Source organism: Paenibacillus massiliensis 2301065 = DSM 16942 (assembly GCF_000377505.1).
In the GTDB taxonomy this organism is placed as follows: Bacteria; Bacillota; Bacilli; order Paenibacillales; family Paenibacillaceae; genus Paenibacillus; species Paenibacillus massiliensis.
On sequence record NZ_KB898188.1, the window covers coordinates 343,978 to 368,243 of the forward strand.

29 protein-coding genes are annotated in these 24,266 nt (G+C 52.4%); 4 read left to right on the forward strand and 25 right to left on the reverse strand.

Annotation, left to right across the window (positions count from 1 at the left end; genetic code table 11):
* Window positions 1-12: 12 nt before the first annotated feature.
* Genes D328_RS0110430 through D328_RS28815 form a run of 11 tightly spaced genes read right to left on the reverse strand, consistent with a single transcriptional unit; the run spans window position 13 to window position 8,511 of the window.
* Window positions 13-1,083 (reverse strand): hypothetical protein, encoded by a 1,071-nt coding sequence (locus tag D328_RS0110430; protein ID WP_018884945.1) that lies wholly within the window; start codon window positions 1,081-1,083, stop codon window positions 13-15.
* On the reverse strand, window positions 1,031-1,996 hold the full coding sequence (locus D328_RS0110435) for a 3-oxoacyl-[acyl-carrier-protein] synthase III C-terminal domain-containing protein (protein ID WP_018884946.1): 966 nt from the start codon (window positions 1,994-1,996) through the stop codon (window positions 1,031-1,033). The genes D328_RS0110430 and D328_RS0110435 overlap by 53 nt, the downstream gene beginning before the upstream one ends.
* Window positions 1,993-2,244 (reverse strand): phosphopantetheine-binding protein, encoded by a 252-nt coding sequence (locus tag D328_RS28800; protein ID WP_018884947.1) that lies wholly within the window; start codon window positions 2,242-2,244, stop codon window positions 1,993-1,995. The genes D328_RS0110435 and D328_RS28800 overlap by 4 nt, the downstream gene beginning before the upstream one ends.
* 5 nt (window positions 2,245-2,249) lie before the next feature.
* Entirely contained in the window at window positions 2,250-3,485 is a 1,236-nt protein-coding gene (locus tag D328_RS0110445; protein WP_018884948.1) for a glycosyltransferase, read from the reverse strand.
* A gap of 2 nt (window positions 3,486-3,487) precedes the next feature.
* Window positions 3,488-4,609 carry an aminopeptidase gene (locus D328_RS0110450; RefSeq protein WP_018884949.1) on the reverse strand — a complete coding sequence of 374 codons (1,122 nt, stop codon included), beginning with the start codon at window positions 4,607-4,609 and terminating at the stop codon, window positions 3,488-3,490.
* The gene (locus D328_RS0110455) at window positions 4,606-5,586 is read right to left on the reverse strand and encodes a hypothetical protein (protein ID WP_018884950.1); all 981 of its coding nucleotides are present in this window, start codon (window positions 5,584-5,586) and stop codon (window positions 4,606-4,608) included. Before D328_RS0110455 ends, D328_RS0110450 begins: the two co-directional genes overlap by 4 nt.
* A gap of 10 nt (window positions 5,587-5,596) precedes the next feature.
* Window positions 5,597-6,538, reverse strand: coding sequence for an alpha/beta fold hydrolase (locus tag D328_RS28805; protein WP_018884951.1), 942 nt, complete (start codon window positions 6,536-6,538; stop codon window positions 5,597-5,599).
* A 55-nt stretch (window positions 6,539-6,593) separates the two neighbouring features.
* On the reverse strand, window positions 6,594-7,403 hold the full coding sequence (locus D328_RS0110465; RefSeq protein WP_018884952.1) for an alpha/beta hydrolase: 810 nt from the start codon (window positions 7,401-7,403) through the stop codon (window positions 6,594-6,596).
* Window positions 7,372-7,818 (reverse strand): hotdog family protein, encoded by a 447-nt coding sequence (locus D328_RS28810; protein ID WP_018884953.1) that lies wholly within the window; start codon window positions 7,816-7,818, stop codon window positions 7,372-7,374. The genes D328_RS0110465 and D328_RS28810 overlap by 32 nt, the downstream gene beginning before the upstream one ends.
* A complete protein-coding gene (locus tag D328_RS0110475; protein WP_018884954.1) occupies window positions 7,815-8,279 on the reverse strand; it encodes a hotdog family protein in 465 nt (154 codons plus the stop codon). Before D328_RS0110475 ends, D328_RS28810 begins: the two co-directional genes overlap by 4 nt.
* A complete protein-coding gene (locus D328_RS28815; RefSeq protein ID WP_018884955.1) occupies window positions 8,272-8,511 on the reverse strand; it encodes an acyl carrier protein in 240 nt (79 codons plus the stop codon). Before D328_RS28815 ends, D328_RS0110475 begins: the two co-directional genes overlap by 8 nt.
* 209 nt (window positions 8,512-8,720) lie before the next feature.
* Between D328_RS28815 and D328_RS0110485 the strand changes: the two genes are divergently transcribed.
* Window positions 8,721-9,608 carry a PDZ domain-containing protein gene (locus D328_RS0110485; RefSeq protein WP_018884956.1) on the forward strand — a complete coding sequence of 296 codons (888 nt, stop codon included), beginning with the start codon at window positions 8,721-8,723 and terminating at the stop codon, window positions 9,606-9,608.
* 47 nt (window positions 9,609-9,655) lie between these two features.
* On the opposite strand, the gene D328_RS0110490 is transcribed toward D328_RS0110485, so the two are convergent.
* The 12 genes from D328_RS0110490 to D328_RS0110545 form a co-directional block, all read right to left on the reverse strand.
* Window positions 9,656-10,561, reverse strand: a complete 906-nt coding sequence (locus D328_RS0110490) for an SRPBCC family protein (RefSeq protein ID WP_018884957.1) — start codon at window positions 10,559-10,561, stop codon at window positions 9,656-9,658.
* Window positions 10,558-11,736, reverse strand: coding sequence for an NAD(P)/FAD-dependent oxidoreductase (locus tag D328_RS0110495; protein ID WP_018884958.1), 1,179 nt, complete (start codon window positions 11,734-11,736; stop codon window positions 10,558-10,560). Before D328_RS0110495 ends, D328_RS0110490 begins: the two co-directional genes overlap by 4 nt.
* Before the next feature lie 99 nt (window positions 11,737-11,835).
* On the reverse strand, window positions 11,836-12,357 hold the full coding sequence (locus tag D328_RS0110500) for a hypothetical protein (protein WP_018884959.1): 522 nt from the start codon (window positions 12,355-12,357) through the stop codon (window positions 11,836-11,838).
* A gap of 124 nt (window positions 12,358-12,481) precedes the next feature.
* Complete coding sequence (locus D328_RS0110505) at window positions 12,482-12,730, reverse strand: acyl carrier protein (protein ID WP_018884960.1); 249 nt, start codon at window positions 12,728-12,730, stop codon at window positions 12,482-12,484.
* Window positions 12,723-13,826, reverse strand: coding sequence for a hypothetical protein (locus tag D328_RS28820; RefSeq protein ID WP_018884961.1), 1,104 nt, complete (start codon window positions 13,824-13,826; stop codon window positions 12,723-12,725). Before D328_RS28820 ends, D328_RS0110505 begins: the two co-directional genes overlap by 8 nt.
* Window positions 13,823-14,230: a holo-ACP synthase gene (gene acpS / locus D328_RS0110515; protein WP_018884962.1), complete on the reverse strand. Its 408-nt coding sequence runs from the start codon at window positions 14,228-14,230 to the stop codon at window positions 13,823-13,825. The genes D328_RS28820 and acpS overlap by 4 nt, the downstream gene beginning before the upstream one ends.
* Window positions 14,221-15,042, reverse strand: coding sequence for a phytanoyl-CoA dioxygenase family protein (locus D328_RS28825; RefSeq protein ID WP_018884963.1), 822 nt, complete (start codon window positions 15,040-15,042; stop codon window positions 14,221-14,223). Before D328_RS28825 ends, acpS begins: the two co-directional genes overlap by 10 nt.
* Window position 15,043: 1 nt before the next feature.
* Window positions 15,044-15,829 carry a helix-turn-helix domain-containing protein gene (locus D328_RS0110525; protein ID WP_018884964.1) on the reverse strand — a complete coding sequence of 262 codons (786 nt, stop codon included), beginning with the start codon at window positions 15,827-15,829 and terminating at the stop codon, window positions 15,044-15,046.
* Window positions 15,830-15,849: 20 nt separating this feature from the next.
* A complete protein-coding gene (locus D328_RS0110530; RefSeq protein ID WP_018884965.1) occupies window positions 15,850-16,926 on the reverse strand; it encodes a hypothetical protein in 1,077 nt (358 codons plus the stop codon).
* Between the two features lie 113 nt (window positions 16,927-17,039).
* A complete protein-coding gene (locus D328_RS0110535) occupies window positions 17,040-18,008 on the reverse strand; it encodes a 3-oxoacyl-[acyl-carrier-protein] synthase III C-terminal domain-containing protein (RefSeq protein WP_018884966.1) in 969 nt (322 codons plus the stop codon).
* Window positions 18,009-18,010: 2 nt separating this feature from the next.
* Window positions 18,011-18,379 (reverse strand): hypothetical protein, encoded by a 369-nt coding sequence (locus D328_RS0110540; RefSeq protein WP_018884967.1) that lies wholly within the window; start codon window positions 18,377-18,379, stop codon window positions 18,011-18,013.
* Window positions 18,339-19,991, reverse strand: coding sequence for a class I adenylate-forming enzyme family protein (locus tag D328_RS0110545; protein ID WP_018884968.1), 1,653 nt, complete (start codon window positions 19,989-19,991; stop codon window positions 18,339-18,341). The genes D328_RS0110540 and D328_RS0110545 overlap by 41 nt, the downstream gene beginning before the upstream one ends.
* 295 nt (window positions 19,992-20,286) lie before the next feature.
* On the opposite strand from D328_RS0110545, the gene D328_RS0110550 reads away from it, so the two are divergent.
* The 3 genes from D328_RS0110550 to D328_RS0110560 are packed head-to-tail and all read left to right on the forward strand — an operon-like array spanning window position 20,287 to window position 22,845.
* Window positions 20,287-21,213, forward strand: a complete 927-nt coding sequence (locus D328_RS0110550; protein WP_018884969.1) for a 3-oxoacyl-[acyl-carrier-protein] synthase III C-terminal domain-containing protein — start codon at window positions 20,287-20,289, stop codon at window positions 21,211-21,213.
* Between the two features lie 40 nt (window positions 21,214-21,253).
* Window positions 21,254-22,315, forward strand: coding sequence for a hypothetical protein (locus D328_RS0110555; RefSeq protein WP_026281117.1), 1,062 nt, complete (start codon window positions 21,254-21,256; stop codon window positions 22,313-22,315).
* Window positions 22,312-22,845, forward strand: a complete 534-nt coding sequence (locus D328_RS0110560) for a chorismate--pyruvate lyase family protein (RefSeq protein WP_018884971.1) — start codon at window positions 22,312-22,314, stop codon at window positions 22,843-22,845. The genes D328_RS0110555 and D328_RS0110560 overlap by 4 nt, the downstream gene beginning before the upstream one ends.
* Before the next feature lie 135 nt (window positions 22,846-22,980).
* On the opposite strand, the gene D328_RS28830 is transcribed toward D328_RS0110560, so the two are convergent.
* Window positions 22,981-23,985: an NAD-dependent epimerase/dehydratase family protein gene (locus tag D328_RS28830; RefSeq protein ID WP_018884972.1), complete on the reverse strand. Its 1,005-nt coding sequence runs from the start codon at window positions 23,983-23,985 to the stop codon at window positions 22,981-22,983.
* A gap of 24 nt (window positions 23,986-24,009) precedes the next feature.
* Window positions 24,010-24,258 carry an acyl carrier protein gene (locus tag D328_RS0110570; protein ID WP_018884973.1) on the reverse strand — a complete coding sequence of 83 codons (249 nt, stop codon included), beginning with the start codon at window positions 24,256-24,258 and terminating at the stop codon, window positions 24,010-24,012.
* Between the last annotated feature and the right edge of the window lie 8 nt (window positions 24,259-24,266).

Here is a 24,266-nt window from a genome sequence, read left to right on the forward strand (position 1 = left end):
CTGACGTCTTGTTCAATCAGCTGTCATCTCCAGAACGATGCATCCCAATCCTCGCGCAGGGTCAGCCATATGAAGCACAGCATATCGCAATGTTGTTGCTGCCGAGCGAAGTGTATCGAGGGCATACAATGATCCTGCTGTACCCAGGTTCACTTCCTCGATCCCTGTAATGACGTAGTCCATGTGGGCCTCCAGCTCACAGACGTACTGCTCGCTCACAGCCTGAGTCAATAACGCGCACTCCTCCACTGGAATATCGAGGCGGTGAAGCACATCCAGCACAAAATCTACGGTACGTCTTCCCAGAACTGATCCACTGACCCTTGGCTCCGTCTGATCAGGCTGCATACAGGCGTAACCAACAACTCTCCAGTCTCCTTGCTCCGGGGAGATTCGGCAGGCAGCGATTGCATCAGCCATCGGGAATTCCCCAGAAGGCACATATTCAAGCTCATGTAAGCCCAGTTGCTCCATGCAGACCATCCATACGACGGCATGGGTCGAAGCAGCCCAATGAATAGCCATCACAGGACTTAGTGAACCGACATCTGCTATGGAGAAGGTAAGTGATTCATTCAAATGTAATAGCTTCTGCATATACAATGCGGCATTAATCTTGTCCGTCAGCGGGTATGAATCATAGCAGCATACCAGATATTCAGGCTGTAGCTCTTCAGCATACTCTCGTCTACCCAGGCTGGCGAACAGTTCAGCTGCATATTCGCAGGGTTCCAGCCTGAGTTGAAGGCTGGCCTGTTCGGGACATTCGGTGTGCGTCGCTTCTCCAGCTTGTCTGGATTGAACTCTTGACTGGACACTCGAATGGAGCTCAGGCTGGCCTTCTAGCTGAGATGCTGGTGGAAGCCCTAATTTCCCCTCTATCTGATGTGGTGACTGACATGTGTCACTGATCGAGTAGCTCATTCCCACACCCTCAGCCACAACAGTCGGATCACCGCTGAAGGACTGAATTACATGTCTATATAGCCGATGCTCAATGGATTGAAGAGGACGCACATGCCCGTAGTCTCTACATACAGCTGGCCAGGACAGGAAGACATTCGCCTTTTTGAAAAATTGCACAGCCGATCACCCCTCCATTGCCGAGACTAAGCATCGCGTAATATTCTCCCGGCTGCACTCGCTGCTCCAGCACAATCCGAGTGTAGTTCACCGGAAGATCGCAGGTGTTCAGGTGTCCTGATGATTGTATACCCTCGGTATAAAATTTCGTGGTATCCACACGCAGCAGACGGGCCATGTAAGACCACAGCTCGGGTGTAACATTATTGGGAATAATCAGACGCAACTGAGAGAAGGAAATACCTGCCTCCCGGAGCGTTCGTTTGATCATTTTCGCCAGATTCACAAAATAGAAATAGTTGGGCACTTCATCCTGCCGCGTCTTCAGCTTACCGAGCTGTAGTGTACGGATATCAGTCGAGCTATTGACGGCAAGCAGACGATCTCCAGAAGGAGACTTCGAGAGCAGCACTGCCGCTGCAGCATCCCCAGTAAGAATGTGGCCGCCTCCATAGCGCTGATCGGACAGGATGCATTTCTCCGATGCAAGGATGATGGCAGACGTCTCTGCCTCCTCCTGCTCCATCCACCGTGCTGCAGCATACAAGGCAAGCAGATACCCGGAGCATAGCTGATCCCGGAGCGAGAAGCAGAGCGCACGCTTTAGACCGTATTTCCTACGTAGATTCCCGAGCACGTCCTCTGAATGAGGAAAAGCGTAATAAATGTACGGCAGCAGCAGGTAACGTACTTGTTCAGGGTCAACCCGCGCCAGCAGTCTGCCCAAGACACCATCCAGCATCTCCGGACCAGATAAGCCCGCAGCGGAGGGAGCAGAATCGATCCCATTCTCCCGGAGTCTGAGCACCTCGGCTGAACTGAGTGACAGCTCGTCCTGCAGTTCCTCCAATGAATGCCTATGCTCCGGGACAAATACGGTCGCACCGTTCACAGAGAGCCCGCCAGGTTTCATGGAGAATCCGGGGTCTGCGCCGTCTGGATCGAGAGGACATAATCGAACATATGAGATACCTTTTCCATTTCATAAAAATTCAGATTCGCATCCAGGATATCCATATCGAGGATCATCTCCAATTCAATCAGCACCTCGACCAGATTGGTCGAATCCATACCTAGCTCTGTAAAAGCAGAATCAGCAGTTACCTCGGTCTGATTGCTAATCTGACGTACCACGTTCAGCAATGTATCCATCTCCAGCATGAATCTCACCTCTTCCCATTGATATAAAATTGTTGCAACAGACGCTCCACTTCATCCGCTCCGTTGCGGTTTGCCTGGATACAATCAGCCTTCGCAGACAGCTTCTGCATTCGTTCCTTCACCTCTGGATTGCCAAGCAAGATATCCATTAGAGGCTCCAGCCCTCCTTCGATGCTATCGGGCTCCAGCAGTTCACCAATCCCAAGCTCCTGGCAGCGAACGGCTGAGGACAGGTGATCGGCGCCCAAAGGAATGACAATGATTGGCACCCGATGGTGAATGGCCTTTTGTAAGGTACCGCATCCTCCATGCGTAATAATCAGATCAGCTGACCGGAACAGTACATCATGACTTGGAACCCCCTCCACCCAGCTGATATGCCCAGGCAGAACCTTCTCTCCCCCATAAGGTTTGTCTTCCGATACAATCAGCTGACAGGTTCTCGCTTCACAAACTCGGATAGCCTCCTCCACATAGCGCTCGGTAATCTCCCTGTACCCGTCACGATCTGCCGATGTAGTGCAGACGACTATTGTGGGGCAATGGCTTATCTCCTGACTACTTGGGCGTATCTCTCCCCATGTCTCATGAATCGAGCCCTTGTTAGTATCGTTGTTAGTATCCTTGTTAGCACCTTCGTTGTTAACATCCTCCTCCGTCGCAACTAACGAGCAGGGACCTACGAATACAGAGGGATCAGGCATGGCATTGGGCACAGGGATAAGCTCCCGCACGATCATCATCAAATGAAGATATGGCGACAGCCCTGCCAGATCACCTCGTGTTCGCGCCTTCTCCTGAAGAGGAGACAGACCGATTCGTGCCCGTGCCTCATCAGCAGCACTTCGGAACATCCGCATCATTCGCTCATGTACACGCGGCACTCCGGGCATCAGCTCGTCAGGCCAGAAAATTCCAGTCATGTAGCTGACCCATGGAATCTGCCTCTTCTCTGCCAGATATGCAGGGGCACATAACCCGGAGTCGCAGATCATCAGCTCGAATGTCTCCTCAGACAAGACCTCCTGTAGCTCCAGCACGGTCTCCGTTATGAACTTCTGCGGATATTTGCCGTGACGTACCTCCACGAAGCGCAGACCTGCCCGCTTGATGACGGATTGGTAATGAAGAGGTGCCACAACGGCCACGGAATGCCCCCGGCTACACAGCTCAGCGCCTAATCCAAGCACAGGGATCAGATGACCAAGGAGCCACTGGCCGACAATCATAATACGTGCCATCGTCAGCCTCCCTGCCACTGATCCAGCGGCTGCAGATCCTTCGGCACGAACAGCCCGTCCCGACGAATCAATTCACCATCAAGATACAGCTCTCCTCCACCGTCTTTGGCGGCCTGTGAGAGCACAAGGTCCCAGTGAATCGACGAATGGTTCCCGTTATCTGCCATCGGATAAGCCTGTCCTAGCGCCAGGTGGAGGCTGCCTGCCATCTTCTCATCGAAGAGTACATTTCCCATAGCTGTGCGAATATGCGGATTTAGCCCCATGCCGAATTCACCGATTCGTGATGCACCTTCATCCGAATGAAGGAGGGATTGTAATCGCTCCGAGGTGCGCAGGCCTGCACAGGTCGCCTTCGTGACTATTCCCTGCTGAAACTCCAGCCTCACCTGTTCAAAAACGATGCCCATATACGTAGCTGGGAGGTTGAACGAAATGACCCCCTCAGCGGAGTCGAGAATGGGCGCAGTGAATAGCTCGCCATCAGGCAGGTTGTACTGTCCCGCTCCAATGAATCTTCCCATTCCGCGTATAGAGAAGGTAAGGTCTGTCCCCGGCCCGGTAATCTGTACTCGATCCGCTTGTTCTAACCGTGCAGCAAGCGGGGCACTCAACTCAGACAGACGCGTGTAATTGAGACCACATGCCTTGTAATAAATCTGTTGGCATTCATCCTCGCTCATCTTGGCCAGCTGAGCCATGCCGGGTGTTGGATTGCGCAGCAGCATCCAGCGCCCTTTATCAGCCATCGCATACTGAAGCGGCTGCAAGTATCCCTGCACATACCGTTCATATCGATCTACAGGAATATCACTCATCTCATACATATTAGCTTCTGATTTCAGCCCGATATAAGCATCCATGGATTGCAATCTTCGCAGATCGGTGTCTTTCCAGAACTCCAGCTGCTCGGGTGTGCTCTCATATATAATTCGCTTGAGCAAGCGTACTGGCATGTAACTGACAAAGGGCTCGGCCCCGATCTCATAGGCGGCGTGAATAAGCGCCTCGGTCAGCTCCTGCGCTTCACCAATCACCTCGATCAGCACACGTTCTCCCTTACACAGCGCAAGTGCGTTCTCCATGATGTGACGAGCCATATGGCTCAAGACAGCGCTACTCAAGCACTCACCTCCGATAGTTGCTTAAGCTCTTGGGCCAGCCGTTCTTCGGCAGCCAGTGCATCATGAATGTATCCGACCAGTCGCTGGCGGTAGTCACGCTCCGGCTGTCTTGTCCATTTCATAAGTACGCCGACTGCATAAGACCATTGATTGCATGCTTCCTTCAGCGCGCTGGTCCATTCAGGCTTCAGGTAGCGTTCAGGTATATTTTTTCGCTCGACCGCTGTATCCCACAGCACTCGAAGCTTCCTGAAATAATGCACATCGAATTCCAGCTGCTCCAGAGACTCCAACAGCTCAGCCCGCTCAGCTTGCTCCAACGCATCTGCGAAGTGGGCAATGCTGTCTAGCCCACCATCCTGAAGCATTTTCGTTGCTGATTGCGCTGCGAGCTTGGGGAACCATTCCAAGCCCAAGTCTGTCGCTGGCTCTTCCTGGTGACGGAGGATAGCTGCTCCTGCATGACCGCTTGCTTGGAGGGCCGGGAAGAAAATATGATTCGGGATTACAGCTTGGTAACCATCAAAATAAGGCGGCAGGCCGGTATCATCAATAACAGTCACCTGTGTATCGGTCAAATCAGCAAGTAGCAGCCAATGAATGACATCATGTTTGCCATGATAAGCCGAGAACGGCACATTGACCGCCTTGTAATAGAGCAAACAATAGCCCTCTATCTCGAAAATAGAGCGAACTAGATGCTGCAGCTTATCATCCTGTAAAGCAGGGAAGGCGGTTAACTTCCACGGATGATGGAGCACCGGTTCAGCTCTGCGTAGCATCAATCGATCGGAAACAGCATTAAATGGATCCAAAAATATCGAGACAGGATTCTTCTCCCCTTTCCATTTCATCACCTCTAGCGCACAGAGCTGGCGACAATCGAGATTGCGCTCGCTGCAGCCATATTCGTCTGGAATTCTCCAGTCCAAGCGGCCACGCTCTGCCAAGTACTGTACAAATGGAATCGAATTCATGGCTTCCCCCTCAAGGTTGGATATGAAGCTGGCTACAGCGGCATCGGTTGCATAGCCGATAGCAGGGATCGGGCTCCTTCATGCCTTCAATAGCCATCTTACGTACCAGCTGTTCAATGATCGCTAACACCTGGTCCATGGCCGCAGGGTGCTGGTAATAGTAACGAACCCCCTGTAGCTCATGCAGCACAGCTCCTGGCAACGCACTGACTGCCCCCACAGCCTGTGTATCCTGCTCTCCGCAGATGACATGCAGCGGTTCAGTAGCCTCATGCTGCTGCCACAGCTCAGGCTGAATGGCATCAAGCTCCTGCAGCATGTCCCAGCCCAGACGCTGACCATGCAGGTACAACAGATGGGCACCGAGCGCAGACACATACTCCACCTGCTCCATTCGAAAATCACTGAGCGTGTAGTAGTCATAGCCGGGGACGAGCTGCTGGGAATCAAGATTCCCTTCCTTCTTCAATTGCCGGAGCACATTGCTCTCGAACAAGCTGGATGACTGTGGAAGTGGCGCAATCGGTGGCGACAGCAGTATGACTCGACACCTAGTCCTCGTCTGCCTATGCCACGCTTTAGCAGTCCTCATAGCCACTACGGCGCCAAGGGCATGTCCGACCAAGATGATTGGCACCTGTGATCCCGCCCTTGCTGCCTGTGTAGGGACCATTTCTTGTAGCACCTGAAGTGCATCCTCCGTCATGGTGGAGATGCTCGTGTCACCTAGCTCGCCTGCACTATCCCCATGTCCACGATAATCGAACTGTACGATGCGGTACCCTTGGCCCGTCAGCTTCTTACGAAGCCCCGAGAACATGTAATTTTTCTCGCTCATCGCCTGCCCCAAGCCCGGCAGTGTCATGACTAACGCCCGTGTAGAACGAGAATCGGGCTCCTGAATCAGTCCGGCAAGCTCCAGCTTCTGCCCAAAACGAACCTGTCTCCACATGTACATCACCTCCTTAGAAGCTGAGCTTCGTCTTGTTCTTGTCCACTGGTATACTTCAGACCTCAACACCGAGCTTTTGCTTCAGCCAATCACTTGTCAGCCTCATCAACTGCTGCTCCAGCACCTCGGAGGTGAACAGATGCCCTCCCTCTCGTACAGCATGGACGACGTGCCGCACATCACCGCTATAGATCGGTACAGACCCCAAGTCAGTGCGCTGCATCTGCTCGAACTCCTCCTGAATCAGCGGGTCCTCCTCACCATAGATGAGGATGGATTCCCCAGCATACTTGCGGATCTCCGCCTCTGCATCATAGGTCGCTAGATCCCTGTAAAAATCCATCGAAATCCACAGCCCGGCCCATGGCATTACCAGGACATCGCTGGCTTCAGGGTGACGAACAAAGCGCGGGTGTCGTCCATTGGGATAATTCCCGCCAAATTCATGAAATAGGGGACTCCAGAGCACAATATGCTGGACCGAGGTCTGGTTCGCAGCCAGCAAAGCGATCTTCGCTCCGTCACTGAAGCCCAGAAAGGCTAATCGTGTACTGTCGATCTCCGGGTGCTCTGCCATATAGCTATAGGCCTGCGAGACGTTCGAGAGCTTGCTCGATGTCGTCATCTGATAATAATGCCCGTCGCTCAGTCCCAGACCGATATAGTCAAAGCGCAGCATGGCTATTCCCAGCTCCGACAATCGACGTGCCAGCTTCACAGCCAGTCGATGCACCTCATAGCGCTCCCCGTTTTTACCAGGGCAGTAGATGACTGCTGGATATGGCCCTTCTCCTTGTGTGGGCAAATGAAGAATTCCTGCCATGCGTCCGCCCTCATCCTCCAGCTCCACATATAGCTCCTTCATTCCACGTTCCTCCTCCCTCGGCCGCCACTAGCTCTGCCTGAATCACCTTCACGCCGGATACGTCACCGATCCCCCGCAGCACAATCCTGTCCTGCATGCGATGTGCCACGCTAACGGTGTATGTGACCGTATCTCCAGGCATTACGCGATTCAGGAAGCGAGCCTTAAGCACACTCCAATCCCGCAAGGTTGAAAGCCCTTGCCCCTCACTCAGCAGCAGCTCTGCCGACTGACACAATCCCTCCACCATGAGCATGCCTGGATAAATACTGTAGGCGGGAAAATGTCCCTGCAAATAAAAATCGCTGCTGCTAATATGCTTGCGGGTAACAATGCGAGCAGGCGGTTGTAACTGATCAATACCGTCCACCATGACCCATGGCTTGCGATAGGACAGCTGAGCTTCAGCGTTCAAGCCATCACCCCTTTTTCCTCACGCCCCGAGATCGCGACATACAGTGTTGCGCAAATAGCTCGTTCACCGTTCGCCCAGACTTCACCGTGCAATGCTGCTTGTGAGCGTCCCAGGCGAATAGGCGTGACCTTGTAGCTAATCACTGCATTCCAGTCCACTCGACCATCAATACTGGCCTCTACCTTGCCCAGCAATGGAATTTCATGCGGCTGTAACGGATCCGTCTCCAATTGGACAAAGATGACTGCTGTCTGCGCCAGGCCCTCAATCAATACGGAAGCTGGGGGATGCTGTTGATCTCCGAGCACCTCACGGAGCGGCTCTGGGTAGAAGCTCGCTTTCAATTCCTTGCCCGCCGCATAATCTGTTACGTGATCCACAAATCGGAACGGCGGCTGGTGGGGGAGCATGTCCACGAGGGCGGATCTTTCACGAATCTCGATCATCTTGGAATCATGCATGCCGCCCAACCTCAGCAGCAAGTGTAGCCACAGTGGTCATGGCATCCACATCCAACAGGGAATCAGGCACCTCCATGCCAAACTCCTCTTCAAGCAGCACGACCAGCTCCATATAGCGAAGAGAATCGAACCCCAGATCATATAAGCGATGCTCCAACGTAATGTCCTCGGGCGGCAGAACGCCACAGCCCTCGCTGCTCAGCAGCCGAATTATTCTTTGCCCTGCTTCCATCTTTGCTCTCACCTGCTTTCTGGACCTTCCTGGTCACTCTGCTGCAACATTGCGTTGCTTCAATAGTTCGTAATGTCGAATCAGTTCACATTATAGAAGCTGACCCTATTCACCGACTCGGCTTCCCATGTCTGAACTCAAATCCCAAAGCCGAGTGATCAATGAAGCCCAGCACCCATAATGGATACAAAAGGAGAGTGAGTATAAGGATGAGCACAAAACTTCATCACAATGATGAATCCATCCTGACGGTTACGATGCATATCGAAGCCCCGGCTGAGGCGGTGTGGTGGTATCTGGCAACTCCCACCGGCATGAACACCTATCTGACAGATGATGTACAGGCTTCATCTGATTTCATTGATGTGGGCGATGACATACGTATTGTGATTGGAGATATGGTCAATGATGCGGTATGTCTGGACAATGAGACTTACCGACTATTCCGGCAGAAGGATCGATTCCGTTCTCTGCTTGCGGATGATTCCTTCATTGAATATGAGACCGTGACCGCCTTCCGCTTGGAAGAAAAAGAGGGGATTACAACGGTGACTACAGAAATTCAGGGTGCCTGGCAACAAAACGAGCTGATGAGGTGGATTCGGGACTGCAGCGTGTTCGGCTGGAGACAATCCCTGTTCAATCTTAAGCTGATGCTGGAATTGGGCCTTGACCTGCGCTACAGCATTTTCGGATATCCTCGGCTTGGGATTTGCAATTACACAGCGGAGCCTGAGCAGCTAGAGGCACAGTCCCTTCCTGTTGGCATGGGTGGGAATTACATTATGGAGGTCTTTCCTGGAAGCCCAGCCGAACAAGCAGGCCTGCAGACCGGTGACATTATTGTAGCCATTGACGGGCAAGCGGTGCCAACGTATGGTGAGCTTGTTCGTGCGCTCGGGAAATATGGAGCTGCTCAGGAGGTCTCAACCGAGTCTCCTGTACAGATCGATTATTACAGGCATGGCAAGCGTGGCTTCACCAAGGCTACTCTCTCTCTGGACAAGCTGCTTACAGGGCTGGTAGAGCCTACGGAGGAGACAGTTCAGCAAGTGACGGAAGGCAAGCGGATATCGAACAGACCAGTGGCCCCCTAAACACGGAGCTTAGGGGACCGAAGCTGAGCCGGTCCATTCTCACCCAGTCATGGATGAGAGGGATCGGCTTTGTGCCTTTTCCATAATGCGCCTGAGCCCGACCTCTGTTGGGCCAACGCTTCCCTTTTACGCCGAATTTCTTCCCATGAGGTCTCCTCAATATCCACCAGCCCCGTAAAGGTGTCATCCAGCGACAGGCGCACAGTAGTCTGATGTACAGCTCCATCACGGATGTATTCAATACTTGGCTCTGCCTGACGTCCATAGTACGTAGAGATGGTTCTTACAAATGCAGGATAGTCCGGTGTAGCCACGCCATCAATCGCTGTAACTACATCACCGGTGCGCAGACCTGCCTGATCCATCGGACTATTCGGAAAAACAGTCAGCAGATAATTCCCTGCCTCCGGGGCAACTCCCGTCTCTTGTGACAGCTCCTCTGTCACCGTACAGTTCGCTACTCCCACCCGAGGATAACTGAACATTTCGACCCGCAAATCCAACCCTAGCTCCAGCACAGACTTGAGATTCATCAGCGAACGTCGCCATCCCATCTCCAGACACTCACGAAGCCACTGGCCCGCAGTACTGTCAGTAAATCCGCGCACCTCCAGTACAAGCTTCACGAAGGGGCCCTCCTGCACCAGCGTATAGGAGGTGGATACCTCATAACGCACCGTTTCACCGTCCGGGTCCATGGATTCGTAGGTATCTGCGAATACAATATGATGGGGTGCCTCGCAGTGGACAACCTCCGTATCATTCATGATGTCTCCATAATTCAACTGATAACGGTCACCAAGCTTAGGGGCTCCGTCCTCGCCAGTCGTACTGCTGTAATAGGTCAGGTACGTATTTGAGCCAGAAGGAGTGGCCACAGACCACCATACCCGCTCCAACGGAGCTTCCAGATAAATGATGTTAATACTCCTATCTGATGCACATGGAATCATGATGATCTCTCCTCTGTTAAGATGTTGTATACGTCTTTGCCCCGTGTGGCAAGCTCACGCACAAGTCCTGGGAAGGTGCACAGCATGTCCATCGTATCCAACTGCTCCAGTGGGACAGACTTCTCGGTGCGTGCCAGAGTCTTGAGGCAAGCGTGATACTGAGGGACAATCCGCTCGTCCCTGCGCGATTCATAGTCAGTCATGGCCTCCAGCCACGTCTTCTCACCCTGAAAATAGAGATGCAGCTCTTCAGCCAGCATTTCGGCCGTACAGACGGCATTGTCAATACCAATTCCAGATATCGGGTGAAGGTGAGCTCCTGCGTCCCCCACCAATGCCCATCCCGGTCCATAAGCCTGACGGACATAGCTAGGCAGATGCGCTGCTCCTCGAACCTGAGCTGACAATGCTGCATCCTTCAGCCGGGGAGCCAGTGTGCGAATTGAACCCAGCCTGCTCATGAATCGCTCACTCGGGCTGCCTTCGCCTGAACGGAATATGGCATCATGCGTCATCAGAGCGATACAGTGTCTACCCTCGTCCATGGGGCTGCACAGAATAATGTCACGTCCGCTCCAGTACCATTCAACTGCTGGTATCGGAAGCGGAGTCACGCCCGACAGATAGCCATAATACACACCCGGGTGGTGTTCATCAGATAGGAATCGAGTGAGTGGCTTCAGTGCGGATGCTAACGTCGATTGCCTTCCATCGGCACCGATGACGACCCGACCATGAGCAACCTCGCGACGCCCTGCATCATTTTCAACGTTCACCCCGGTCATAGCTCCAGCCTTATCCATAACAGGGCCGATGACTTTAGTTCGCGGACGAAAGGTAACCAGCGGATGGCTCACAGCCTCATCCAGCAGCCACCGATCGAGCAGCTCTCTACGGATACATAATGAGCGCGGGGTGACCAGAATGTCTGATTCCAATATTCTTCCTTCCAGATCCACACGCATCCGAGTCATGGGAGGAATACCGCTGTGATTCATACGCCCCGAAATTCCAAGCCTCTCATAGATATCAATCTCACCTATGATATGAGAGGAGAGGACGGGACCAGGCTCAGTATATTTATCCAGAAGGAGCACCCGCTGTCCTTTACGGGCCAACAGCAAGGCTACTGCGGCTCCTGCTACCCGTGCTCCGACAATAATTGCTTCGTACATAACTTCCTCCTTCCGGCCTCTGGCTTGACCAACAGCACAGGGCAGATCGCAGACGAAAGGGCCATCGAAGATGGCCCTCCTTGCTGAAGAGATACGGAATCAGTTGGACTGAAGGCATCCGTAGATGGTGCCGACTTGGTTGTCCTGCTCATCATACAGTGGAATTACGCTCTCAGAGTAGAATGTAGCATCTTTTGGAGGCAAGCCCTTCAGAACTCCGATCATGTGGATTGGCTTCTTGTTGTGGAACTTGCCTTCTGGTGTCTCAAGCACCCAGTACAGGAAGGACTCTCCTTGAACACCATCAGCCATGGTGCGGTTGAAAGGAATCGTTGCACTGGCTTTCATAGTCTCGCCTTGTCCTTCAAGTCCGCCCGTTACGCTAATTGTTGCTCCCGGCCAGATCGTCTTGGATGTAGCAACCAGGTTCACGTTTTTAATCTCAAGCTCTACCTTGATGCCTGATTTCAGACTGAACTCCGAGTCATTCACTGTGAATTGTGTCGGAGCAGCTTGTTGGAAATGCAACTCCTCTGTACGGCCGTCCAGCAGCTCCAGGTATGTTTTGCTGTTGGAATTTTCAAGCGTCATGTTCATGGATTTTGTAGACATCAGCTTCATGGGTTCTTACCTCCAAGGTTTAGTTTTTCTGGTGTGTCTCCCGGGGACATCCTTATCATCGCATGAATCACGCTTGATCACTCTGCTTTGACTGGAGCAAAAATCTGGTTTTGTTGGGGTGACCTCAGGACCGCTCTACGTAGCCTCGCAGCAACCGGCAGATGGACTCCACCGTTCGAAAGTTATTAAGTAATATCAGTTCATCATCCAGTTCAATATCAAAGACTTCCTCTAGTGAAGCCACCACCCGAATGAATGTTAGCGAATTAATCCCGATCTGAAATAAATCGGTCGTCTCTTCAATCTCCACCGTTGCGGACAAATTCTCTGCTACACACTCAATAACCTGGGCTCGCAGCATCTCTTCATTCATCTTGATTCCCTCCGTTTCCCGTAGATTGCATACGCACCAGGTGCTCCATTAGCAGTGGGACTGCTCGCTTCTCTTGTTCATACAAGGTACGGAACAATCCAGCCAGCTGCTCATATCTGGATGAATTCGGCTGCCGCTGGACCTTCAGGGATTCCGCCCTGATCTCCTTCATCACCCGTCTGGCTTGTGTATAATATCGCTTGGCATGCTGCAGCAGCGGGCCGTCCGCCAGCTGTTCCAGGGCTTCGATCCGCAGCAGCATCCAGCGCTTATGCTGGGTCATCTTGTGAATCATAATATTCCAGAAGTCATTCTCACGCGGATCAACTCTTCCTCCGTCTGCAAGACTGCTGAAGAACATAGAGAGATACAGGTTGACATAATAACCGCTGGCGTACGCATCTGGAGCAAGAGCAGCGGCCTGAATTCTGCCTCGATCCAACGCAAAATAAATAGCGCGTGTATCGAGCCGCTGCACACCCGTTGCGCCAGAGGCTGGCCATACCCGAAAGCTTGACAAAGGAAACCCATAGTGCGTGAACCAGAGCTGAGATTCTGAATGCTCGCGGATTACCCCCACCAGCTCCCGCTCACAGATAGCATAGCTGATACGGACAGGTGCATAAGAGCGGCCATCTACCTCGAAGGCCAGTACATCGAAGACCTGGGCTGTGTCGTCGTATCCATAGATCAAGGCATCATGTACCAGTGCTCGTCCCTGCCGGTAGTAGCTGGAGCAGGGTACCCGAGACCAATCCAGGTAGATAATGACATACTGTCCATCATCAATAGCCTTGCGGATCGCCGTGGTGTGGTTCCCTCTGTCAGGATGGATAGTACCTGCACGGGGAACAGACTCCTCAGCAAGCCTATGCTCGTCAAGCACACCGCTGTACACCTCCAGATGCTCCTCGAACCGCACCATTGGCATTTGCCCCTCCGGTCTACCTCTGACGATGAGATTCACGAAATGGCTCAGCCCCCAAGACAGCCATGATTGTTCAGCCAGTACCGCACTCAGTCGTAAATTGTGATAGCACTCACTCTCGAAGCCCGGATTCGCGTTCACGGGCAGTTGCTTCACTTGGCCGCTCATGAATGTGCACTTCCCTGTTTCTGCTGTATTACAGCGATGACTTGGGCTGCTGCATATTCCCCGGAGTGCGAAAGTGAAGTCCATAGCCCCACTCCGTGCTGCTCAAGCTCACAAGCCGCATCCCCATACAATTGGATATAAGGTCTTCCTGAGCTCTCATGGCGAAGCTCGACATCACGAAATTGATATTTTCGGGTGATCATCCCACCAGCAGCCTTGAAGAACGCCTCCTTCACCGCCCATCGTGCTGCAAAATGCTGGGCAGGCGAGGCATGGCGACGGCAATATTCGATCTCATGCGCCGTGAACACCTTGGCAAGGAAGCGCTCGCCACCTCGCTCCATCGTCTTCTCCAGCTCCCGGATACTCTGGATATCCATACCAATGCCACAGATTACCTCCATGGCGGACTTCCTCCGATTCCGCTCCATTCAGTTCCCTTGAGCGTATCGTTCTTCAGCTTGGGCGCGGTATTGAGACGACGACGAACACGCTCCCCTTGACGGTTCATCAGCGTGTTATGGTTAATGTTGACGCTTCTGGCGCTGACCCCGGTAAAATGCGTTACATGCGCATGACGGAACCGACTCTCCTCGCGATTCTCACCTGACCCATGTACCAGATTCCCATGAAAGGCCACCGCATCACCAGGGAAAAGCTCAAGCTGAAGCTTCTCGTAGCCTTGGGGAAGCTCCAGCTTCTCTCCATATTCTGATGCGCTCGATTCGGCAAGCTCCGGCTTCAGCAAGCCTAGCTTGTGTGAGCCAGGTACGACATAGACACCTCCATTTACCTCGTTGCTGTGTCCCAGCGATACCCAGATCGAGCAGGTCGTGCCGGGTGCTGCGCCTATACTGTAATTATCCTGATGCATGGGGAGTCCACGGGTGCCAGGAGCCTTGAAATAATAGCTGCTAGAGATCGCTAGTGCTTCCTCAGCCAGCAACGTAGATGCAATATCGAATATAGCATCGCTCAGTAGCAGCTCTGCAATATCTGATCTCGTCAGATGATTGTCACGTAGACGGGGAAACAGACTTTCGACGGGATTGCCGGCATCCTGCACGATCTCTCCACTGCGTAGCAGATCAATCCACACCTTATGAAAGCTGTGATTGACCCGCTTCACCTGCTCTTGCGAAAGCACGCCACGCAGTACCGTATACCCCCAATCCTCATAAAACGATTTTTGCTTCGGTGTTACTTGATCGCTCATGTTATACCGTCCTCCATCCCAATTGATATGATGCATGCATTGCACCGCCTGCAGCGCTTGCGTTTGCTCTGCTCTGACCTTTAAGACATCTCATCTGCAGCTGCAGCATGTCATGGCTCCTGACGTCAGGAAGTGGCAGGAGCAGATAGCCCGCCCCCCGGCAATGAAGAAGTGACCCATTCGGCGCGACAGGAGTCTGCATTTTACGTCGCAACCTGTACACATATTGGCGAAGCAGATCTGGACTGGCATATTCGTCCCATAGTCCATGGACAAGCTCCTCGGTGCTTACGAACCGCCCACGTCTTTCCAACAGGAAGTGCAGCAGAGCGCGCTCTCTTTCAGGTAAAGGGTGTAGCACGCCATAATTATTGATGCTGCACAAATCCTGGTCATAGAACACCCCCTCCAGCAGCAGAACCGTTCTACTGCGCCTAGCGTCAGAGGCATCTCCTGTTTGCCTCTCATTTCTAATCAAGTCAACTTCTGTGTACACCACAACTTGCGGACCCAATGCAGCCAGCTCCTGACTAATGTGCTGATCTACATCCTCCATGATGCACCACACGGTTAGCTCCGGATGATTCTGGCATAGGTATCGAGCAGCCTCATACTCTTGATCATCAGGCTGTTCCACAAGCCAGATCAGTCGACTTAGTCCGAGTTCTTCTGTGCTCTGAGAGACAAATTCCCTCATGGACTCTGTATGAAGCACGGAATGTCCCTGCTCGTTCGCCCACTCGTACAGCTGTGCATAGTGATGAACCGAGCATACAAAAGCAAGCATCTGTCATACCTCCTTGACCTTTATTCACAGCTCAATTCAAGCATCGCGGCACCGAAATCAAGCGAAGCAAAAATGAGCCGTATTCGATCTCCAGCTCTCAGTGAGCCGCTCTGCTCCAGCTCATACAGCGATACCAGAGGATCGGAGCATTGTAAATTTAGCTGCGGGTGCATATTTCTGCGGTATACATGAATCGTCGTAGCTCCATACAGCGAAGAGCATCTTGATTCACTATTCAAATCGCCCTTTATTTCGCTCTCCAGCCACAGGAGCAGTGAATCCGAAATGTGATGAAATAGTATCCAGCAGACCCGCCCTTTACTGAAAAAACTCCCTTCATCATGGCAGTCAGCATGCTCCTGACTCATAGGGCTCGTAGCTAGCCGTAGCATACAGCGACCTGTCTCCGCAGTAACCTGGTCGTAAACTGCCGATGACCAATGATGGGGAGCAGCTGGTTCAATTGATCTCAAGTCATAGCTCACTTGGTAGAGTCGATAACGGTCAGGGTCCCCCGAGAGCATACAAGCCGCTCCCATACCGCCATATGGATACAGAGTTGGAGCGTGTATTGAGCGTAGCGGGTCCCAGGCGGCATCAGCTGCCAGTAATATGCTCTGCTGACTTTTGCCCGTATGCAGCAAGGAGATTAATATCTCAATCGCCCCGACAGTGGCCATACTACCTTGCTGACCAATAGCAAGCGGAAAGCAATTCTTCAGCCCGGCCTCATGAAGCATATGCAGGACAGGCAGTTCCCCAGGATCTATAGCCGAGCTTTGATGTGCATAGCATAGGTAATCTGGCTGGATCTGAGCACCTGCATTCGAGATATGCAGAGCTGCCAGCAGTTGAGTACCTATGCGAACCGTTGAGCTGGGCGATGTACTAGAACCAGGAAATACGCATGAATCTGTTGATTGGCTATACCTGAATCCGCCTGAACCTCCAGGCACAGCGAGAGACGATATTTGTTCGCTATGCAACAGTGCGCGGATATAGCCATCAGGAGCAGAAACCTGCTGCCATAGAACAGCCTGCTCCGAGATCGTAATCTCCTCCTGCTGTATTGTGGGGGAAGACAAATAGATGTTCACGGCTTCTCCTCTCTGGAGGGCTCTTATATGCTCCAAGCCTGTCACACACCGTATGGCGATCAGAACATGCTTTATCGGACCTGTAAGAGCTTGTCCGATACATGGCTATGGCCTTATCCGGTTCGGTTGCCGCTGTACTGATGAATGGAGCAGCCCAGACTGCCCAGACCCACCGAGATGGTAAGATAATAGTCGCCCTCCCGCAGTCTTCCAGCCTGAATCGCATGCTGGATGTTGAACCAGATATCCGAGCAATGGAGATGTCCGAACTGGGCGATCGTGTCGGTATACCACAGTTCCTCTTCTTCCTCCATCATGCTGGCCAGTTGGCGCCAGGTAGAGCGATTGACATTGTTGCCAATCATCATCCGCAGCTCCCGAGTATTCATCCCTACACTCTGCAATGTATCCCGAATGAGCTGCCGGATGCGAAACAGATACGTCGTCTCCTCCCAGGCAAGTTCATGAACAGGCGAACGATAGCCCGCATGTATGGATGGATTGACGCGGCAGTTGATCGCCAATAGCTCATGCTCTCCCGGAGAGTTACTTAGGTATGCTGCTGCTGCTGCATCCCCGAGTAAGGAATGAGGAAGCTGCCGCAGAGACGGATGGTAGACCTTGTCTACAGTAACCATCATGATTCCATCTGCTGCCCCACTAGACAACAGGGCTTCTGCTGTCAGCAAGCCCACGTGTACGGAAGCACAATTGTGCTGTGAGAGCGAATGAATCGGAATCTCTACTGCCCCCTGAATTCGTACCTCCCGCAGTGGGTGCTCGTCCTGCCAATACGAATCGAGTGTACGGACCAACAAGATCCTATCCACTCTTCGACCAGTAGCCGTTGCCCAGCGCAACAAGGGGATGCATACCTTTGAGATCATGTCTGTCAGGCGTGTACCCTCTGCTTCCAGAGGAACTTTCTTGAAGCCGTATTCATCTTGGAGTCTTCTCTCGCGCTCTACCGAGAACTCCATTCCTATTTCCCGGGCAGTGGCCGCTAGCTCAGTCACTGATGCAGTGAACTCAGGAAGGTATAGCTGAATGGCCATAGCCGTCATCCGCTGTTTCTTCAGCATGTTCAGCACCCATGGCATGCTGAAGTATGAATGTAATCCACAAGTCGCTCTAATGTACGAGAATCATCTCCCCAGATTTTGTCTGGATCGAGCTCGACCTTCCATTCATTTTCCAGCGTGATCATGAAGCTGATAAAAGCGACAGAGGACATGTCCAGCTCCTGTGATATATCCTGTGATTTCTCCTGTGACAGCTCCTGCGAATCCCAATTCGGAACGTGATAGCTCTCAGCTTCATTGATACTGCGGGACTCGACAGTCAGGTTCTGCTGTCCAAAGAGTCCTTGGTCTGCATCGTTCTGTCCTCTCTCTAGCAATGCCCTATGCACGCTACGCCTGATTTCCTCCTTGTCTCGCGTTTCCAGGCTCATGCCTGCTTTCCTCCTCTCGACCTGTCTCATTAACATCCTCGCTTGCATAGGCCGTCTTCCAACCCGGGAGACGATCCGTGATTCGAATGTCATGTGGCACCTTATAGGGGGCAACTTTCCCTTTCAGGTACTTGCGCACATCTGCTTGGGTTAACATCGCAGACGTCACGAGCCAGGCCCTGATAATCTCACCCTGGAGCTTGTCAGGAGCGCCGGTCACCTTCACGCTGACTACGCCTTCCATTTGCTGCAGGGCATGCTCGATCTCCAGCGGATTAATTTTGCGACCTGCAACATTAATGTGCTTGCTGCGCCGACCTGTAATCACCAGTTCCTGACCGATTACCGAGGCGTAATCCTCTGTTAAATAGTAGTCATCCATCATTACTGGAGGTACAAGCTTTGCCCCATGCTCGATATACCCAGCGAAAATCCCCTCTCCGCACACCTCAAGTCTTCCTTCTGCAGATACCCGGGCTTTGACTCCCGGAAGTAGCATGCCGCAGGCTTGTGGACGCCCTCTTGTTAACAAATGCTCTGCCGCCACCGCCCCAGTCTCGGTGCTCCCGTATAGTCGCAGTACCCGCTGTCCGAATTTACTCTCGAATTGCTCCGCTTCAGCAGCCGACAGCGGTCCTCCGGCGGAAATGCCGAATTGCAGCGAAGCAAGCGCTTGCCGATCAAGCTGCTGTGCTGCGATTAGCAGCCTGTAAAACGAAGGAACGCCGAGAAGAATGGTGCGCCCACCATTCTGGAGCTGGGCTGCTGCCCTTCGCGGTGTCGGCTGTCTGCACACACTCAAGGTTATGCCTCCAATCAGTGCCGCGAACAAGCCACCACTCAAGCCGTATAAATGATTTAAGGGAACTGTTGCCACAATGGTGTCGACCTGATCATAGCCGAACCAGCTATTGTACTTCTCCCCCTCTTGAATGACCGTCTTGAGGTTCAGACAAGCTACCTTGGGAAAGCCTGTCGTACCCGAACTGAGAAGATACAATCGTTCACTCTCATGTAATGAACCAGCAGCTTCAACAACTGCCCCCGACAACTCGCCCCGGTCATTAATAGCACAAGAGCGCGCGCTGAATGATGAATCTGTACAAGCTTCCAGCGGGATTGACCGATAAGGTTGGAGGAACACCAGTTCTTGATTGTGATTGTGGTTGTGATCGTGGTCGAGCTTGTGTCTGCCCTCGTGCTGGTGATCAAGCTTCTCCCCAGACGAGTACGTCCATATCTGCCCACAGTCCATTGCCGAAGCCTTCAATGACTCGTGAAAAGAACTCACCCATAACGCTGGAACTACCCACCTCGACATCCCACTGGTCTCTGCCACACGCTCCACTTCCTCAGGCGTCTGCATGGCATCTACTAGTAGCACCGATCGTTGGTCTTCCAGCAGCTTAAGTAGTAGTAGAATGGATTCCAGTGATTGATCCATGACAAGCCCTACATTAGGACAGTTCCTTTCCCCAGCTTCAAGCATGGAAGGGAAGGTAGCCTCCTTCAAAAAAGCAAGCAGCTCGCCATAAGTCACACTTCGGTCCCCATCTGTAATCACGGTCCGATGAGGCAAGCAATCTCGCAGAAGCTTGGCAATGCGGCCCATCGTAATCCTCCTTTCACGCATGGTGTGCATTCATTATAGTTATCAGTTAACTATGGCATCTCGGCTTTTGTTGGAAGTGGTCGAATCCTAATGATTGACGACGGGATTAACGAAGTATGCACGTCTGATTCATGTACTTGGGCTATGGAGTTCGTTATGTTAAGAAATGAGCTGATTAGAGGACCGTACTTTGCCTTTGCCCAGATCAAATAAGTGTTGCCTCGCTGAATCATTCAACTTCAGCACAGATTCGGTTCAGCTCATTAACGATAGAAATAGAGAGGAGAGCACGGCTATGCCTGGCCTAGATTATGTATCGAGCTATATTCCGGCATGGCGTCCCAGTCTGAGTCGACATGCTACAGAGCTAGGAGTGGAGACGCAGATGCTAGCAGGGCTACCGGATGGCCACGGACTTGATTGCATCGCTGTCGAACAGACGCTGCGAGTACATGACATGGCAGCAACCGCCGCTGATAGGCTGTTGCAGTCTGTTAGCGAGGATGAGCATCGAATCGGGCTGCTGCTATGCACCTCTACCTTCCCAGCCTTTACACCGGATCACTACGACGCCTTTGGACAATTACAGACCAGATGGGGATTGGAGCATGTACCGGTCCGCTTTGTTTCACAGATGAATTGCGCCTCCATAGACCTGCTTCTTCGCATTGCGGCGAACGCTTCCCGTCATCTTCATAGATCCGTTCTATTGCTGGCTGCGGATAAAATGATTCTTCCTCATAGTCGCTATCTGCGAAACAGCACAATATCTGCGGATGCGGCAGCCGCCGGTCTGATAACCTACCCAGGACGCAGGAACAAGATCATAGCCTCTGTTCTTCGCTCAGATGCCACCCTGTATCACAGCATGCTGGCACCGGAGCATGAGTATGAATGGTTCCAGAACACCTTCATTCTCGGACTAGTGAAGGTGCTACATACAGCACTGGCAGAAGCAAACATTGCATCACATGAGCTGTCTCTTGTAATCCCGTCCAATATAAACTGTGTTGTCTGGAAGCGAGTGGCTCTAGCTAGTGGGTTACCTGCGAGCATGTTCTTCTACCCCACCCTGCCGTTGGTTGGACATGCCCACAATGCTGATCCGCTGTTGAATCTTGAGGTTGCCCAGCAACAACAACGGCTGAGGCCAGGGGATTGGTTCGCGACTCTGACGGTAGGGATGGGCAGCACATTCGGCTGTACGATCTTTCGCCACTAGAGAAGTGTAAGTGTTCACTGAACCGAAAGGAGACGAATCCATGTCAGGATGGTACCTATCGTCACCAACTTGTATCACGTCCACGCCCCGACCATTAGATATCGAGGCCCTTAGCTATGCCAGAGGTTATGAAGGGATGATGCAGCACTATTTGCCCATGATGTGGCAGGAATACAACCAAGAGGTAACTGAACGAAGGGGTGCTGCTCTTGGTTGCTCTATTCCAAAACGATCCGTTGGTACAGACAGCCGCTTAGCATCCACAGCTCAAGCAACGAATCTGGACGTATCTGCATTCGCTTGGGCTGCTGCTGCAATTAACGAACTGCTGAGAAGAAACAATAACGTCCACATGCCCTTTCAGCATCTCATCTATTGCTCGGAGACGGCTGAGCCAGACTATCAGCTGACACCCGCCCTGTACTTCAAGAAGACACTGGGGCTAAAAGGGCTACTGCCTTTCGCCCTCTCTCATTGCGGCTCAAGTACACTGTCAGGGACGCTGGAGCTGTTGGATTGGCTAGCTGATCCAGGGGGGGACAAGCGAGCAGGACCTGTGCTTTTTGTGACCGCTGCCAAAGAAACCCGCTCCTTTCCTGTGACTAAATCATCATCTTTCCCTTTGGGCGATGCCGCTGCGGCATGCATCCTGTCTCCCGTAAGCGGGGAATGGAGGATTATTCGCAGTCGCCATTACAGTCGTCCGCTATCTTCACCTGATCCTTATAGCTGGTCTGAAGCTGAGCATAGCCAGCAGCAAAAGCTTCTACTGGAGCAATGCAAATCGGAGCTAAGAGCATTCCTGCTTGAATGTTCCCAGGAACACACATCCTGTGATCATTCCTTGAGCTATGCCATCGTCCAGCACCTGAATACTGATTTTCTGGATTCCATAAGTCAACTGCTTCCATGTCCAATCTACACCCGGCAGCGTGAGTCGGCTCACAATCTGCACGGTTCGGATAGCCTAATCAGTCTGCAGGAGCTAAGCGAGAACAACCCATGCACATCCGGTACCCGAATACTGATACTTCAAGCGGGCCCCTTTTCTCACCTGGGATTCATCCTGCTGGAGCGAACAGAGGAGTTGATGAGGAAATGACGCGATTAGAGCCTTGCCCGAGAACGAATCTGGAAGCTTGCCTACGGATGCTACTGCGCAGTGACGGCTCCACAACCACACTGCTGGAAGCACTGCTAAACACCGAGCTAGGAGTTCAAGTACTACAGCAATCGTCTGTCCCCGCCCAGCAGCTGAGTGAGCACATTCGACAGCTTCTGAAGCTTGCAGAACCAAGCGAGCTGTTGAACCGTATCTCACGCTTGGCTACACCGGAAGGAAGCTGGGTATCTCATAACCATGTCGTTGCCCGCTTGGATCGTATCCAGACGCTGCTGGGGCAGCTCCACGGTCAGAATATTCCGATTGGGCGGGCTCTTACTGGCAGTGGCAGTCTCACCTACCGGCAGCAGTTGGGATGGGGAGTGCGGACATGGGAGGAGAATGATGGACACACCCATGCCGTATTCAAGCATTACGTCATTCATACGAGCGACGGGCCTGCCATGTATATTCATGAGACCTTTCATCCTGCTTACGTGCCAGTTCCAGCCAGTATGATGAATCTTTGAAGAGCAGAAGCGTCTACATCGAAGGAAACAGCATCATCGGCCAAAGGCAACCCAAAAACTCCTAAGCAGCTATTACAGAGCTTAGGAGTTTCTGGTTGCGCATATTACTGTAGTGCCACTAGAAACATATAAGAGCTACTCGTTAAGTCGGTGCCACTCAGCAAGCAGTGCCTTCTCCTTATCCGGATCAAGTACGACACCATCCTGTAGCTCAGCACCCGAGAGATCTGCCCAGTGCAGTGCACTGCTTAAGGTATCCTCCAGCGATCTGAAGCTAAGTCCGGCAGCCATCGCCCGACGATTATCCACCTCCATGTAATGCCTGAATGCAGCAAAATCTCCCTGCTGCGGGAACCATAGAGGCATCTCACTCCATGCCCCTATATTCCGCTCATACAGGAATTCATCCGCAACCCAGGTGAGATCGGGATGCACCCCGGTAACTCGCATACATGCATCAATTATCTCATCCATCTTCCACGGTCGCTCAGGTCCTACAGCGTTGTACACTCCGCCTCTCCGCTGCTCAGCCATTCGAATGACCCAATCGGCCAGATCCCTTACATCTATAAATTGCTGTCTGGCAGCAGGTGAGCCTGGAGCTAGTACCTGTCCCCCCTGTCGAACCCGCATAGGCCAATACACAAATCGACGTGTAGGGTCCTGCGGCCCCACGATCAGACCAGCTCGAACATGCAATGCCCGCTCTCCCATGATTCGACTGATCGCCGATTCACTGGCCGCCTTCAAGGCTCCATAATACTTGCGTACATTCTCGGAATCCTGCTCTGGAAGAGGGGACACCGGGGCATCCTCCCCAGTATGAAGCTGTGTAAAGTCACGATATACAGAAATACTGGAGATAAAGGTATAGTGCTCCGTACTTTCTGCCAGCTGCTCCGCCGAGCTCTGAACCTGACGAGGCAAATAACCGCACGTATCAAGGACTGCATCCCATTTTCTACCGTGTAGCCGTCTCAGGTCATGCTCCCGATCCCCTTGAATGTGCTCTACTTCCTTCCAGACATTCGGATTGCTTTGTCCACGATTGAACAACGTAACTTCATGACCAGCCTCCAGCGCAGAGCGTACCAGATGGTAGCCTACGAAGACTGTTCCCCCCAATATCAATAGCTTCATTCGCTTCATCTCCGTTCTGCCAGATCAGGCATCCGCCTGCAATTGCTCAATGTAGGTACTCAGACTGCCTACTGTAGCGAGATGCTCTGGGGACAGCTCCTCCATATCAAAAGCAACATGGCATACCCGCTCCAGATCAAGCAGCAGCGTAATGACAGCGACTGAATCAATGCCCAGTGTCTCAAAAAGTCGATCTGTATCCTGAATATCGGAGGGCTGGATATCCAGCTTCGTTCCCAGCAGTTCTTTTACCTGTTCCATCACTATAGCCATAACAAAAT

What these genes read in the sequence shown, in the direction of transcription:
- D328_RS0110455 (WP_018884950.1), bottom strand. Translation starts at nt 5,586, where the DNA reads ATGAATTCGATTCCATTTGTACAGTACTTGGCAGAGCGTGGCCGCTTG.
- D328_RS0110465 (WP_018884952.1), bottom strand. Translation starts at nt 7,403, where the DNA reads ATGAAGGAGCTATATGTGGAGCTGGAGGATGAGGGCGGACGCATGGCA.
- D328_RS28825 (WP_018884963.1), bottom strand. Translation starts at nt 15,042, where the DNA reads ATGAGCGATCAAGTAACACCGAAGCAAAAATCGTTTTATGAGGATTGG.
- D328_RS0110490 (WP_018884957.1), bottom strand. Translation starts at nt 10,561, where the DNA reads ATGATTCCATGTGCATCAGATAGGAGTATTAACATCATTTATCTGGAA.
- D328_RS0110525 (WP_018884964.1), bottom strand. Translation starts at nt 15,829, where the DNA reads ATGCTTGCTTTTGTATGCTCGGTTCATCACTATGCACAGCTGTACGAG.
- D328_RS0110540 (WP_018884967.1), bottom strand. Translation starts at nt 18,379, where the DNA reads ATGAGCCTGGAAACGCGAGACAAGGAGGAAATCAGGCGTAGCGTGCAT.
- D328_RS0110555 (WP_026281117.1), top strand. Translation starts at nt 21,254, where the DNA reads ATGTCAGGATGGTACCTATCGTCACCAACTTGTATCACGTCCACGCCC.
- D328_RS0110560 (WP_018884971.1), top strand. Translation starts at nt 22,312, where the DNA reads ATGACGCGATTAGAGCCTTGCCCGAGAACGAATCTGGAAGCTTGCCTA.
- D328_RS0110495 (WP_018884958.1), bottom strand. Translation starts at nt 11,736, where the DNA reads ATGTACGAAGCAATTATTGTCGGAGCACGGGTAGCAGGAGCCGCAGTA.
- D328_RS0110475 (WP_018884954.1), bottom strand. Translation starts at nt 8,279, where the DNA reads ATGCATGATTCCAAGATGATCGAGATTCGTGAAAGATCCGCCCTCGTG.
- D328_RS0110545 (WP_018884968.1), bottom strand. Translation starts at nt 19,991, where the DNA reads ATGGGCCGCATTGCCAAGCTTCTGCGAGATTGCTTGCCTCATCGGACC.
- acpS (WP_018884962.1), bottom strand. Translation starts at nt 14,230, where the DNA reads ATGGAGGTAATCTGTGGCATTGGTATGGATATCCAGAGTATCCGGGAG.
- D328_RS28815 (WP_018884955.1), bottom strand. Translation starts at nt 8,511, where the DNA reads ATGGAAGCAGGGCAAAGAATAATTCGGCTGCTGAGCAGCGAGGGCTGT.
- D328_RS28805 (WP_018884951.1), bottom strand. Translation starts at nt 6,538, where the DNA reads ATGTGGAGACAGGTTCGTTTTGGGCAGAAGCTGGAGCTTGCCGGACTG.
- D328_RS0110570 (WP_018884973.1), bottom strand. Translation starts at nt 24,258, where the DNA reads ATGGCTATAGTGATGGAACAGGTAAAAGAACTGCTGGGAACGAAGCTG.
- D328_RS0110485 (WP_018884956.1), top strand. Translation starts at nt 8,721, where the DNA reads ATGAGCACAAAACTTCATCACAATGATGAATCCATCCTGACGGTTACG.
- D328_RS0110435 (WP_018884946.1), bottom strand. Translation starts at nt 1,996, where the DNA reads ATGAAACCTGGCGGGCTCTCTGTGAACGGTGCGACCGTATTTGTCCCG.
- D328_RS28800 (WP_018884947.1), bottom strand. Translation starts at nt 2,244, where the DNA reads ATGCTGGAGATGGATACATTGCTGAACGTGGTACGTCAGATTAGCAAT.
- D328_RS0110535 (WP_018884966.1), bottom strand. Translation starts at nt 18,008, where the DNA reads ATGCTGAAGAAACAGCGGATGACGGCTATGGCCATTCAGCTATACCTT.
- D328_RS28830 (WP_018884972.1), bottom strand. Translation starts at nt 23,985, where the DNA reads ATGAAGCTATTGATATTGGGGGGAACAGTCTTCGTAGGCTACCATCTG.
- D328_RS28820 (WP_018884961.1), bottom strand. Translation starts at nt 13,826, where the DNA reads ATGAGCGGCCAAGTGAAGCAACTGCCCGTGAACGCGAATCCGGGCTTC.
- D328_RS0110445 (WP_018884948.1), bottom strand. Translation starts at nt 3,485, where the DNA reads ATGGCACGTATTATGATTGTCGGCCAGTGGCTCCTTGGTCATCTGATC.
- D328_RS0110500 (WP_018884959.1), bottom strand. Translation starts at nt 12,357, where the DNA reads ATGAAGCTGATGTCTACAAAATCCATGAACATGACGCTTGAAAATTCC.
- D328_RS0110505 (WP_018884960.1), bottom strand. Translation starts at nt 12,730, where the DNA reads ATGAATGAAGAGATGCTGCGAGCCCAGGTTATTGAGTGTGTAGCAGAG.
- D328_RS0110550 (WP_018884969.1), top strand. Translation starts at nt 20,287, where the DNA reads ATGCCTGGCCTAGATTATGTATCGAGCTATATTCCGGCATGGCGTCCC.